The sequence below is a fragment of the Leuconostoc pseudomesenteroides KCTC 3652 genome (assembly GCF_014634745.1).
GTDB lineage: Bacteria > Bacillota > Bacilli > Lactobacillales > Lactobacillaceae > Leuconostoc > Leuconostoc pseudomesenteroides.
In genome coordinates, this window is record NZ_BMBP01000009.1 from 54,651 (window position 1) to 68,204 (window position 13,554).

13 protein-coding genes are annotated in these 13,554 nt (G+C 37.6%); 9 read left to right on the forward strand and 4 right to left on the reverse strand.

From position 1 onward, the window contains the following. Positions 1-112: 112 nt before the first annotated feature. Positions 113-748 (reverse strand): YigZ family protein, encoded by a 636-nt coding sequence (locus IEU65_RS08545; protein WP_010279364.1) that lies wholly within the window; start codon positions 746-748, stop codon positions 113-115. Positions 749-765: 17 nt separating this feature from the next. Between IEU65_RS08545 and IEU65_RS08550 the strand changes: the two genes are divergently transcribed. The 5 genes from IEU65_RS08550 (at position 766) to IEU65_RS08570 (ending at position 6,113) form a co-directional block, all read left to right on the forward strand. Beyond that, positions 766-2,040 carry an ATP-dependent helicase ComFA gene (locus tag IEU65_RS08550; protein WP_187241125.1) on the forward strand — a complete coding sequence of 425 codons (1,275 nt, stop codon included), beginning with the start codon at positions 766-768 and terminating at the stop codon, positions 2,038-2,040. 172 nt (positions 2,041-2,212) lie between these two features. Beyond that, positions 2,213-2,719 (forward strand): ComF family protein, encoded by a 507-nt coding sequence (locus tag IEU65_RS08555; RefSeq protein WP_010279357.1) that lies wholly within the window; start codon positions 2,213-2,215, stop codon positions 2,717-2,719. Positions 2,720-2,855: 136 nt separating this feature from the next. After that, positions 2,856-3,401, forward strand: coding sequence for a ribosome hibernation-promoting factor, HPF/YfiA family (gene hpf, locus IEU65_RS08560; RefSeq protein WP_004912837.1), 546 nt, complete (start codon positions 2,856-2,858; stop codon positions 3,399-3,401). A gap of 120 nt (positions 3,402-3,521) precedes the next feature. Next, entirely contained in the window at positions 3,522-4,475 is a 954-nt protein-coding gene (locus IEU65_RS08565; RefSeq protein ID WP_010279354.1) for an aldo/keto reductase, read from the forward strand. Positions 4,476-4,571: 96 nt separating this feature from the next. Beyond that, entirely contained in the window at positions 4,572-6,113 is a 1,542-nt protein-coding gene (locus IEU65_RS08570) for an ABC transporter permease (protein ID WP_010279351.1), read from the forward strand. A 55-nt stretch (positions 6,114-6,168) separates the two neighbouring features. Here IEU65_RS08570 and IEU65_RS08575 read toward each other — a convergent pair whose 3' ends face one another. Then, positions 6,169-6,837, reverse strand: coding sequence for a histidine phosphatase family protein (locus IEU65_RS08575; RefSeq protein ID WP_010279348.1), 669 nt, complete (start codon positions 6,835-6,837; stop codon positions 6,169-6,171). 120 nt (positions 6,838-6,957) lie between these two features. Further along, positions 6,958-8,358, reverse strand: a complete 1,401-nt coding sequence (locus IEU65_RS08580) for a hemolysin family protein (RefSeq protein WP_010279346.1) — start codon at positions 8,356-8,358, stop codon at positions 6,958-6,960. A 464-nt stretch (positions 8,359-8,822) separates the two neighbouring features. Between IEU65_RS08580 and nrdH the strand changes: the two genes are divergently transcribed. The 4 genes from nrdH to nrdF all read left to right on the forward strand — a co-directional run bounded on the left by nrdH (position 8,823) and on the right by nrdF (position 12,811). Beyond that, complete coding sequence (nrdH, locus tag IEU65_RS08585; protein ID WP_010279343.1) at positions 8,823-9,053, forward strand: glutaredoxin-like protein NrdH; 231 nt, start codon at positions 8,823-8,825, stop codon at positions 9,051-9,053. Between the two features lie 110 nt (positions 9,054-9,163). Beyond that, positions 9,164-11,335, forward strand: coding sequence for a class 1b ribonucleoside-diphosphate reductase subunit alpha (nrdE, locus tag IEU65_RS08590; RefSeq protein ID WP_010279340.1), 2,172 nt, complete (start codon positions 9,164-9,166; stop codon positions 11,333-11,335). A 58-nt stretch (positions 11,336-11,393) separates the two neighbouring features. After that, positions 11,394-11,837, forward strand: a complete 444-nt coding sequence (locus IEU65_RS08595; protein ID WP_010279338.1) for a class Ib ribonucleoside-diphosphate reductase assembly flavoprotein NrdI — start codon at positions 11,394-11,396, stop codon at positions 11,835-11,837. Continuing rightward, positions 11,837-12,811 carry a class 1b ribonucleoside-diphosphate reductase subunit beta gene (gene nrdF, locus IEU65_RS08600; RefSeq protein ID WP_010279337.1) on the forward strand — a complete coding sequence of 325 codons (975 nt, stop codon included), beginning with the start codon at positions 11,837-11,839 and terminating at the stop codon, positions 12,809-12,811. The genes IEU65_RS08595 and nrdF overlap by 1 nt, the downstream gene beginning before the upstream one ends. Positions 12,812-12,842: 31 nt before the next feature. Here nrdF and IEU65_RS08605 read toward each other — a convergent pair whose 3' ends face one another. Then, positions 12,843-13,508 (reverse strand): phosphatase PAP2 family protein, encoded by a 666-nt coding sequence (locus tag IEU65_RS08605; RefSeq protein WP_010279758.1) that lies wholly within the window; start codon positions 13,506-13,508, stop codon positions 12,843-12,845. Between the last annotated feature and the right edge of the window lie 46 nt (positions 13,509-13,554).

Sequence of the window (13,554 nt, forward strand, 5' to 3'; positions counted from 1 at the left end):
GTTATATCATAGCATTTATAATGATCCACCCGGGAGTCGAACCCGGATTTCAAGAACCGGAATCTTGCGTGCGATCCATTACACTAGCGGATCATAACTATTTAATTATAGCCTATTTGACCGGAATTTCAAAGAAAGTTATGTCACCAATATCAAAGACAATGTTACCGGCAAATTGATTCGTCAGTGTATTTTGAAAGCTACGCAGCCCTTCTTCAGACACAGGGACGATTAAATGAACGTTTTCATCGTAATTTGTGCTCATAATTTGATAGTCATTTTGTGTTAACCAGTAAATTAGGCTATCAACGTGCTTGTAGGCAATTGTAATAGTCACTTGATGCAACGCTAGTCGTTCGACAAAGCCAGCTGCTTTCAACCCGTCTGCTGTTGTGCTAGCATAAGCACGAATTAAGCCCCCAGCCCCTAGCTTGACACCGCCAAAATAACGCGTCACAATGGCCACAACGTCGTGAATTTTATTTTTCTGGAGGACCTCTAACATTGGTACACCGGCCGTACCATTAGGTTCACCATTGTCACTAAAACGTTGTATTTGATCTTGATCACCTAGCATATAGGCAAAAACGTTATGGTTGGCTTTGTAATGTTGCTTGTTGATTTGTGCAATAAATAAGCGTGCTTCTTCTTCAGAATTAATTCGCGCAACATTCAAGATAAAGCGAGATTTTTTAATAACTTGATCCCAAGTATATGTTTTTTGGGAAATTGTGAAGTAATGTTCCATACATCGTATTATACAGTATGGAAATAGAAAATCTCTACGGAAGGCAGTTAGTCTGTCCAAAAATAGATAATAGTTTAGGAAACACGAGGACAGCATTTCAGGGAGGTGTTTGCCAACGTTGTAACCAAAAATTAGTATCGCCATTACCAAATGATGCGTTTTATTGTCGCGCCTGTCTGACGCTTGGTCGTGTTAGTTCATTAGATAATCTAATCTCTTTGCCTGAACCCAATCAATTTAATGGGAAAGTGGTACTAAGTTGGACGGGGACTTTAACCAGTCAACAGCAAAAAGTTAGTGAAGACTTACTGACCACTTTAGCACTGCAACGAGAACATTTAGTGTGGGCTGTGACGGGTGCGGGCAAAACAGAAATGTTATTTCCGCTTATTTATCGCGCTTTGCAGCAAAAACTGCGCATCGGCATTGTTGCACCGCGCGTTGATGTTATTGTTGAATTATCACCGCGATTACGTGCTGCATTTGCTCAAACGGACATGGTGACGTTATATGGGGAACAGACTGATTGTTATCGGTATACTCAACTTGTATTGGCAACCACACACCAACTCTTAAGATTTAGACAAGCCTTTGATGTCCTAATTATTGATGAAGTTGATAGTTTTCCATTTGCTGGTAATGAGATGCTAACGCATGCTGTGAAAAATGCCGTTAAAGTTCGTCATACGATGATTTATCTGACCGCAACACCAACTAGAGAACTAAAAAAGCGGATTAAAAAAGGGTTACCAGTCTCGTATTTGCCACTGCGATTTCATCAACATTTGTTACCAGAAATTCAATTAGCGCGACTCAGTAATTGGCGTAAAAAACTACCAAGAAAGTTTCGAAAACAGCTTAGTTACTTAGTGGAGACGAATAAACGATTTTTGGTTTTTGTGCCTAAAGTGTCAGATTTAAAACCTGTACAAGAAACTATCAGGCGGTGGTTTCCAAGAATGCATGGTGATTTTGTGCATGCCAATGATAAACATCGACAAGAAAAGGTACAAAGTATGCGCAATGAAAATTTACAATATCTTGTCACGACAACAATACTTGAACGTGGTGTGACTTTTCCTGGCATTGATGTCATCATTTTGGGCGCTGATGATGAAATGTTTACCGAAAATGCTTTGGTCCAAATTGCTGGACGCGTTGGTAGAAAATCTGATTGTCCCACTGGGCTTGTACTGGCCTACGTTGAGCATGTGACATTAAAAGTCAAAGCTGCCCAACGTCAAATTATACAACTCAATCATTTGGGGGAGAAATTGCGTGAATCAATCTAGAAAGTTGTGTCAACTATGTGGTTTGCCTTTGACAGAGGATCAATCATTTTTATCGTTGTTGGGAATAATGTCTACCGATTCAAATAATCTGTGCGAGGATTGTTGTAACCAATTGGTACTTATTAATGATATATTTTGTCCAAACTGTGGCAGATTACAAGCGACACCAGAAATGTGTTTTGATTGTATTCGCTGGCAAAATAAAGGCTATCCGTTATTGGAACATCGGGCAATTTACCAATATAATGATGTTATGAAAACTTATATGCAGCAATATAAGTTTAATGGTGATTTTTTATTAAAAGATTTATTTAATCACGACTTAATCCGACTGATTGATAGTATTGATAAGGATATTGTTGTCCCAATTCCAGTCAGTCACTATACTATGCAAACGCGTGGGTTTAATCAAGTTAGTGGTATGCTGAATGGGCAAACTTTATCCGATATACTTTCTGTTACTGCAAGCAAAAAAGATCATCAATCACAATTTGGACGACGCGAGCGTATGAACCGTCAACAGCCTTTTGCTCTCAGTGTATCAAGCCAATTAGTAGTGGGTCAGCGTATTTTATTAGTGGATGACGTCTACACAACCGGCAATACAATGTACCACGCAGCTAATTTGCTTTATCAGGCGGGCGCAAAAACTGTCAAAAGTATTTCATTGGCCCGCTAAAAATGAAAAAATGGTGAATTTTACAGAAAACGCTTACAGTTGTGATATAATGTAGTTAGCAACAAGATAAAAACCACGCTGAATTTGATGATACTTAGATTGTTATCATAATAAAGCGTGTATGGAGGAATTTATTATGTTAGATTATAATGTACGTGGTGAAAACATCGAAGTAACAGACGCAATCCGTGACTATGTTGAGAAGCGTTTAACGAAACTGAATCGTTATATTGAAGAAAGTGCAAAAGCAAATGTCAATTTACGCACGTATCGTTCGGATAACTCTGGTAAAGTAGAAGTCACAATCGTATTACCATACGTAGTGTTGCGAGCTGAAGATACAAATGCTGATATGTATGCAGCAGTAGATAATGTATCTGAAAAGATTGAACGCCAAATTCGTAAGTATAAGACAAAAATTAACCGTAAGTCACGTGAAACAGGCTTTAAGGGTATTGATTCACATGACGAAATTCCTGAGACGGACGTTGATGATTCGGCATTACAAATTGTACGTACAAAGCAGGTTGATTTAAAGCCAATGTCACCTGAAGAGGCAGCGCTGCAAATGGATTTGCTAGAACATGATTTCTTTATCTTTAAAGATGCTGAATCTAACACAGACTCAGTTATCTACAAGCGAACAGATGGTAAGTATGGTTTGCTTGAAACAGCTGAATAAGGACACAAATCGCCAGCTATCACTGAAAGTGATTTCATATAGTTCAGCTTTAACCAGCTGTGCTATATTACTTTCAATGTAGCTGGTTTTAAATTAATTGTTATATGAAAGGTATATCACATGAAAACAATTCAAATTGGTAGTACAAATCTGACGTCAAGTGCAGTTGCCTTGGGCGTCATGAGAATTGCCGATAAAACATCAGAAGAAGCCCAAAAAATTGTTGAAACGGCATTGGCATCCGGAATTAACTTTTTTGATACGGCTGATATTTATGGTAGTGGTCAATCATCTATTGTTTTTGGTCAAGCATTGAAAGATGCGGGTGTCAAGCGTGATGAAATTTTTATACAGTCAAAAGCTGGTATTATTTTACCCAACGGTCAAATCAACGGAGATGGTGAAAGAGGACCGCGCTTTGATTTTAGTTATGATCATCTGATTGCTAGCGTTGATATTGAGTTAGAACGTTTACAAACTGATTATCTTGATACATTTTTGCTGCATCGGCCAGATACATTGGTTGACATTAATGAGTTAGCACGTGCTTTCACCGACTTGAAAACCGCTGGGAAAGTACACCATTTTGGTGTTTCTAACATGAATCCTTACCAAATTGCGCTGATTCAGAATGCTTTAGGAGAGGAAAAGCTGCAAATTGACCAATTGCAATTTGGCATAATGCACACTAATATGATTGATTCTGAATTGCACGTTAATATGAATGACGCAGCCAGTGTTGATCATGATGGCGGTATTCTATCTTACACGAGGTTACACAATCTGACCATTCAAGCTTGGTCACCATTCCAATTTGGATTTTTTGAAGGTGTTTTCATTGATAATGAAAAGTTTCCAGAACTTAATCAAACGTTAAAAAAGTTGGCTAGCAAATATGACGTATCAAAAAGCGCTATTGCTGTTGCCTGGATTTTGCATCATCCGGCCAATATGCAAGTTATAATTGGTTCCATGACGCCAAGCCGTATTATTGATATGACGAAGCTTGATTTTCAGTTGACTAATCAGGAATGGTATGACGTCTATATGGCGGCAGGGAATACTTTGCCATAATTTCTTTAAAAATGATAAAACTTTATAAAGTTATCCACAAGGCCACTTCAATCTCGTATGCTATTAGTAGCAGAGTTTAAGATGAAGAGGCTTTTTATGTTGGGTTGGCAAGCGGTGTTAGGAAATAAACGTATATTGGGAAAGTGGCTAGTAGCAGTGGTTTTGCCTGTCTTACTGATTGTCGGCTATTTGGGGGCAACTAGTCACAGTAATCAGAAAACAGACCGTCTAGTCGTAGCGGTAATAAACCAAGATAAGGCAGCGTCCTTGAATGGTAAAAACCAGCGATTTGGCGACACATTGCAACAACAGTTAAAGGAAAGTAAGCATTTCAAAACAAGTACTTATCAATCAACTAGGGCAGCAAAGCTGGCGCTAAAGCAAGGGCGTATTAGCGCGATGATTGAAATTCCTACTTCATTAACGACGCAATTAGCAGATTATAAAAAGAGTGGCAAATCAGCTATGGTCAATGTTACTGTTGCAACAGGAAATAGTCAATATGCGACGCAATACATTGAAGATCAACTCAACGGAATAGTTGCGATAGCGAATAATAAGTTGTCTTTGGGCAATACAAGTGATTCCACGTTATCGAAGCTAAGTTCACAAAGTCAAAATCTAGCAAAGCAAACAAAAGACTTACAAACTAATTTGCAAGCGGTAGGCAATAGCATTGATGCTGATGCCGCAAATGATTTACAGTCTAATGCGGCTGATTTGATCACGGATTTGTCTACCTATTCCGCGCAATTAAATGATGCTGTTAATGGGGGTGATAAAACGAAAATTCAGTCCTTGGCAGTAGAAATTAATAATATTTCATACAAAATGCAAACGACGATTGCTGGTGGTATAGGCAGTATTGCCACCAATTTAAGCAGTACCAAAGCATTGAGCGATCAGTCAGGCGTTATTCAATCGAGTGCCAAAAATATCAACGGTGGACAGCAAGAAATTTCAAGCCAACTGAAATCGTTATTGAGCAATCAGCCAGACAAAAATACGGCGTTGACGCAAATGCTCATGTTAAAAACGAATGACATCAAGCCAATAAGAACGCAGGGACAAGTTTTAATGGCGTCATTGTTAGTCGTTGGTGTTTCTATGATGTCAGTACTATTTGGACTACTATTGCCAGTTAAGCCAACCAAAACAGACGCTTTGGCATTAGAACAATGGTGGGAAAACTTTCAAATTGGTGGTTTGCTAAGCATTTTGGGTAGCATTTTGATGGTAGGCAGCGCTTTCCTTTGGCATGTGAACATCGGCAACTTTTGGTATTTGACTGGCATCACATTATTGAGTCAATGGAGCATGATGAGTTTAGTTTGGTACCTGAAGCAGTGGTTAGGCCAAGCTGGCTGGTGGTTGTCAACTGTACTATTAGCTATCCAAACTGTCTTTGTTGTGCCTAATGATCCAATTATTTTACAGGATTCAATCTTTGCATTTATAAGACCATTTTGGCCATTGTCAGCTTTGAAAAATGCAGTCAATTCACTTGTTTTTGGCGGTAATGATATTGAGCCAAATGTCATGATTTTGATTATATGGCTTTTGGCACTGACTATCTTACTTGTGACATATTACCGTGTAAAACAACGTGAAAATTTGAAACAAGCATTAAACGTATAAAAAAGACGATACATGGCATTGCTGATGTATCGTCTTTTTGAGTTGATTTCTTCAATTAAAACACGGTTGTATCGTCGTTAAAGTTAATAATATCAGCCTGTTCATCGGTTGATAGGTCCAGTTGCATGACTGCGCCATTCGTAACACTAATAGCTGACAAGTCACGTCTGCCAAAATATTCGGCAATAGCACGAATAGTTGTGCCATGTGAGACGAGGAGAATATTGTCACCATCATGGTGATGATTCAGCAAGTCATTAAAACCATGCTTAACACGTTTTAGAAACGCTTCATGATTTTCAGCTAGATTGAAAGGATCGGCTTCAGCCATGACGTTCATCGCATCAGCCATGCTATAACGCGTGATAACATCTGAAAAATTACTAAATTGGTCTTTTTTATAGGCACCTAACGTCGTGAGCACAATCTCACCGCTAACACCTTCAAAAGCACCAAAATTTTCTTCTCGGAAATCAGGAAGTTGCGTTGGATCTGAAAAATCAGACTTCGTATTGTTAGCTAAAATGTAGCGTGCGGTATGAATGGCTCGTGTTAAATCTGATGAGTAAGCACCATCAAAATGAACATTGGCTAATCGTGTACCGGCATGATAGCCATCTTGAATGCCCTTTTCAGTCAGAGGGGCATCAGACCATCCTTGAAAACGGTGTAAAAAGTTAAAATAAGTCTCGCCATGGCGCACCATGTAGATATGGACTGACATACTGTTCCTCCTCAATATAATAATTCTATTTTACCATAATCACGAACAATTAAATTAGTGATAAAGTAAAGATTACAAACCAATCAAAAAAACGAGTAAGTTACACTCGTTTTTGATTAATTAATGGTTAGATAATTCACTTTCAGATTGTGACTCAGACTCAAGTTCCTCATCATCAAAAATACCATTACTATTAACATCCTCTTTGGGTGTGGGTAGTTCTTTTACAATGAATTCAGATATATAAGCATTATCATAATCAAGTGCTGTTAGCTGGAAGTTGGCAACAGTCATGGTATCACCAGCGCGGAATTCGGGATCGTGATTTAACACATAACCAGTTAATGTTACTGCATCATCATTTTCCAGTTCTTTGATATTTTTATCAAAGTAGCGCTCAAAGTCATAAAGGGTCATCTTACCAGAAACTTTGAAACGATGATCACCAAGTTTTTCAATATAATCATCTGATACATCATCTATTTCGTCACGAACTGTACCAAATAGTTCTTCATAAATATCCTTATCAGTAATTAAACCAGAAGTACCACCGTATTCATCAACAACAATGGCAATAGGGGAACGTTTGATAATCATTTCATCCATGACGTCGTGTAAGTCCATATTTTCGGGTACGGCGGGGATGTCACGCATAATCTTTGAAACAGGGTCAGATGACTTAATACGTGCTTGGCGAACTAGATCATAGTTAAAGACATAGCCTAACACTTTATCTTTATCATTGTCCGCAACAACCGGAAAACGTGAATAACGTTCTTGCAAGTATAAATTAACACCTTCTGCGATAGAAGCTTTAACATCAATGACAGTCATTGATGTACGATCAATCATGATATCAACAGCAACTTTATCGTTCATTTCAAAAGCACGCTGCATGAAGGTTAAATCTTCTTCATCTAATTCACCAGCTGCTGCTGCGTTTTTAGACAGTGATAAAATTTCGGTTTGAGAATATATGTCTTCTTCGCCGTCAGTTTTAAATCCTAATAAATGTGTAATACCGTTTGATAAATGATCTAATACCCATATTAGGGGGAATAACGTGATATGAAAGAAGCGAACTGGTCGAACAATAAATAGTAAGACTTTTACAGGCGATTCAATCGCAATATTTTTAGGTACAAGGTCTGTAAACACAGCATGGACAATAGTGAAGATAATCATAGCTGCGACTGAGGCAACTGCGTGGGCATATTCAGCAGGAATAATACCTGATTTGAGAATGATGTCAGCGACAGTTTCTTCACCAATCCAACCTAAAATCAAACTTGTTAATGTGATCCCGACTTGCGCTGTCGAGAGATATTCAGTCAGGTGTGTCACCATGTGAATGGCGTTACTGATGTTACGGGAAGGCTTGTCACGATCTTCCTGTAAAACCTTTAAAGCGCTTAGTCGCACCTTAACCAATGAATATTCCGTTAAAGTAAACAGAATAGCTAACAACAAGACCACCAAAATAACAAAAAAGTTGATGATCAAAGACGGACCAGAATCCAAATTCGTAAACCTCTTTTCTTATATACTAAGAGTTATTATACCAAAAAAAGTCGTCATACGGTGATTTTTATCGCTTCTTAAAATTTAACGAATGATTAAGTTTGAAGCTGCAATTGGGGTGGATAAAGGCGAACAAAAATCAGCTTAATGATTTCTTTAAAAATAAAATTTCACAAACACAACGCCTTAATGCATAACGCATCTATCGTTTTTATTAAATTATTTCAGAGTGCTGCGATTCAGAAAAACCCTTATATATCAACGCTTTCAATGTTCGTGGTGGGCGCTTGTGAATTTTATTAATTTGTTTAGCTTGTGAATTGAGCTATGACTTGATTTTATCGAACAAATGTTTGTGAAGACAGTTTTGGTCCTTGTAGAATTATCGAATTGCGGTAAACTATTAATCAACAGTTCTAACTAAAACTAAACAAAATAATGGATATAAATGTGAGGTACGTGTCATGGAAAAAGTAACAATTTATACAAAATATAACTGTGTGCAATGCAAAATGACGAAAAAGTTTTTAGAGGCGCAGGGTATTGCTTTTAAAGAAGTTAACATTGAAGAAGAGACACAATATGTTGATGAATTGAAAGCTAATGGTTATCGACAAACGCCAGTTGTTGCTATTGAGGGTATGCCATCATTTTCTGGCTTCCGTCCAGATGTGCTCAAAAAAATATCTGCTTAATTCAAGCCGTATTCCGAGCATCTTGCGACGCAGCCGCAATGATGCTTTTTTATTAGATTATTTTGTAAAATAAGCAGTAAAAATATGAAACAAAAAAAGAGGATAGCGTTATGCCATTGAAGACATTAGATATTGATAAAGTTACTTACTTTGATTTAAACAATCAAATCAACATCCCAAAGAACAACCAAATTCAAATTGAAAAGGATCAGGAGGCGCTTGATGCATTTTTAACTGAGAATGTGTGGCCAAATGTACTTAAATTTGACTCGTTGTCACAAAGATTTGAGTGGCTTTTTGACAATGATTTTTTGGAGCGTAGTTTTATTGAAAAATATCGAATGCCTTTTATTGAAGAACTATATGCCTACCTTGACAGTGTGCATTTTAACTTCAAGTCATTTATGGCTGCCTTTAAATTCTATAATCAATATGCCTTGAAAACTAACGATGGGGAACACTATGTGGAAACCTATGTTGATCGTGTCGCTATGAATGCATTGTACTACGCGGATGGCAATGAAGCTTTAGCATTACGATTGGCTGATGAAATGATTCACCAACGATATCAACCGGCAACACCTTCCTTTTTAAATGCAGGACGTGCGCGTCGTGGTGAATTGGTGTCATGTTTTGTGATACAAACATCAGACGATATGAACTCAATTGGCCGAACAATAAACTCTGCACTACAATTATCAAAAATGGGTGGTGGCGTTGGCATTAATGTTTCTAACGTTCGCGAAGCTGGTGCACCAGTAATGGGCATTGCAAATGCTGCGGGCGGCGTTGTACCAATCATGAAATTACTTGAAGATTCCTTTACTTTTTCATCACAGGTTGGTGCACGACAAGGCGCCGGGGTTGTTTATTTATCAGTCTTTCATCCCGATATTTTGGCATTTTTGTCAACTAAAAAAGAAAATGCGGATGAAAAAATTCGTGTTAAGACCTTGTCACTTGGCTTAACTGTCCCAGATAAGTTTTATGAACTAGTTAAAGAAAATCAACCGATGTATCTTTTTAGCCCAGAAGACATTGAAAAAGTCTATGGTGTGCCATTCAACTATGTTGATATTACAGGTGAATACGATAATATGGTCGCTAATGAAGCGATTCGTAAATACCGCATTGACCCTCGTATGCTAGAAGAAGAAATCTCTAAGCTGCAGCAAGAATCAGGTTACCCTTATATTATTAATCTTGATACTGCAAATAAAACCAATCCAGTTAAAGGGAAGATAGTGTCTTCAAATTTGTGTTCAGAAATCTTGCAGGTCCAAACGCCATCAGATTTGAACAATGAGCAGCAATATACAAAGCTTGGATCAGACATCAGTTGTAACTTGGGTTCAATCAATATTGTTAACATGATGCAGACTGATAATTTTGAGGAATCTGTTGACACAATGGTGCGTGCACTGACTTTTGTCTCTGATTCATCAAACCTAGATGTTGTGCCTTCTGTTGCGTTAGGTAATCGTGAGAAGCATGCGATTGGATTGGGTGCCATGGGCTTGGCTGCCTACTTCGCACAAAATAAAATGTACTATGGTGACGAAGAGGCATTGGACTTTACATCTACATTCTTTATGACGCTTAATTATTACTCAATCAAGTCATCTATGAAAATTGCCAAAGAACGTCATGAACAATTCTTTGAATTTGATCAATCAACGTATGCAAGTGGTGATTATTTCAACACATACCTAGAAAAAGATTGGACACCAAAAACAGCGAAGGTTCAAGAAGCATTTTCAGAGCATCACTTACCCACTAAGCATGATTGGGCTGAATTACGAGACAATGTGATGAAGTATGGCATGTACCATGCTTATCGTCATGCGATCGCACCAACTGGTTCTATTTCCTATGTTAATGATACAACAGCTTCTTTGTTGCCAATTGTTAATCGTATTGAAGAGCGACAAGAGGGTATGATCGGGAAAGTGTATTATCCTGCACCAGGATTGAGCAATGAAACAATGCCTTATTATATCTCAGCCTATGATACTGATATGAGAAAAGTAATTGACGTTTACGCGGCTGCGCAAGAGCATATTGATCAAGGTATGGCGTTAACATTCTTTATGCGGTCAACATTGTCAGATGATTTGTATGAATGGAAAAAGGGTCGTACAGATAAAATGACAACGCGTGATTTGACTATTTTACGTCATTATGCGTTTAATAAAGGCTTGAAGTCAATTTATTATGTTCGAACATTTACTGATGATAATCAGGAATCTGGTGTGAGTGAGTGCGAAAGTTGCTCAATTTAACAATTAAAAGATGTTGCGCAGCAAACAATAACGATAAAAAATTCTGGATGAGAGTTGAATGACACACATTAATTTATTATATGCCTCAACAGAAGGTAATACGAAATCATTTGTTGAAAAGCTTAAAAAAGTTGCTATCGAACAAGGAGATACTCTGAACGCTCGCTTAATTGGTGATGAAACAGAGTATGCTAATGAAACAGAACCCTTTTTTGCACTCGTACCAACGTATTTAACTGGTGGAACCGGTACAGGACCGGAAGTAACTGAGATTTTTACTAACGCGTTGGGCGAATATATTGATTTTGGCAATAATGCACGTCATTTAAAAGGCGTTGTGGGATCAGGTAATCGCAATTTCAATGTTCAGTTCAATTTAACAGCTATTCGTTATGCGAAAAAATTTAATGTGCCGATGATTGCTGCTTACGAGTTACGTGGTAGTGTGTTTGATGCTGAAATAATATATAATAAAATAAAACGTAATATTGGAGAACAATAATGGCACATATTAATAACGGATCATACACAGCAATTAACTGGAACAACATCGAAGACGAGTTGGATAAAGCAACGTGGGAAAAGTTAACCCAACAATTTTGGTTAGATACACGTATTCCGATTTCCAATGACTTGAAGCATTGGCGTGGTAATATGTCTGATCAAGAGCGTGAAACGATGAATTTAGTGTTTGGTGGCTTAACAACGCTAGATACGCTTCAGTCACAAGATGGTATGGCACAACTTAAGTTAGATGCTATCAACCAGAAGGAAGAGGCGGTGTTAAACAATATTCAATTTATGGAATCTGTTCATGCGAAGTCATACTCTTCCATTTTTGAAACGCTAAATGAAAAAGCTGAAATTGAGAAAATTTTTGATTGGGCTGATACCGACGAATTTTTGCAATTTAAAGCACACCGGATTAACGATATTTACCAAACAGGCACAGCCTTGCAGAAGAAAATTGCTTCTGTATTTCTAGAAACATTCTTATTCTATTCAGGATTTTATACACCATTATACTTCTTGGGACATAATAAAATGTTGAATGTCGCTGAAATTATTAAATTAATCATTCGCGATGAGTCAGTGCATGGCACTTATATTGGGTATAAATTCCAGATTGGATTTAATCAATTATCTGAAGAAGAACAAACAGAACTACAAACATGGATGTACAATTTACTTTATGAATTGTACGAAAATGAAGAAAAGTACACACACGAATTGTACGATGAAATTGGTTGGACAGAACAAGTTTTGACATTCTTGCGTTATAATGCAAACAAAGCGTTAATGAATTTGGGTCAAGAACCAATGTTTCCTGACGGCGCAGATGATGTGAATCCCGTTGTTATGAACGGACTTTCAACCTCAACAGCTAACCATGATTTCTTTTCTGGTGTTGGAAATGGCTATCTACTTGGTGAAGTTGAAGCTTTGGATGATGATGATTATAAGAAGTGGCTATAAGACCCAAAAAAAAATCGCGCAAGCGATTTTTTTATATTTCTTCATGTTCGAATATTGATATCTTGGTGAGTCGCTTGGCTAGTGGAGAATACAAAGAAGCGGCTAGAATCACCCACGCGTAGGCAAATAGTACACTGGCAACTGTGTCACTTAAATAGTTCGCGCTAAAGTATAAACGTGACAATAATGACATGAGTCCTACGAGAGTGATAGCCCATCCACTAATCAATTGGCTCCTTGGAGAAGTTATATTGGGTATAACAAGTAGCAATAAAATGAAGATAGCTGTAAAAATTCCAAATATGTGTAGGCTTGGAAAGGAATAACCCGTATCACTCAGTAGATGTCCGATTGGTCGATTCCGTTCTACTAATTGGCATACGATGAAAGCTAAAAGTTCACCAAGAACAATGGTCAGCACAGACCATATAGCTGGAATTCGAAGGCCAGCCACAAGTAGTACACCAGCTAAAATAAAAATATAAATTAAATCAACAACCGGAGACCCGAGAAATGAAAAAATCGACATAACGATGTCATTTAATCCTGTTTGCGTTGCTGACATAAAGTATCGAATACCATCATCTATACCAATCGGTATGATAAAATTAATTTTAACAAAAATCGTTAATAAAATTGCTAATACAACGAATAGAATCGCGCGCCGTATTTGTTTGTTTTTAACGGAAATAATCATGCAACTAATCTCCAAAATATCTTTTTCTATATTCTTCTAGTATAAA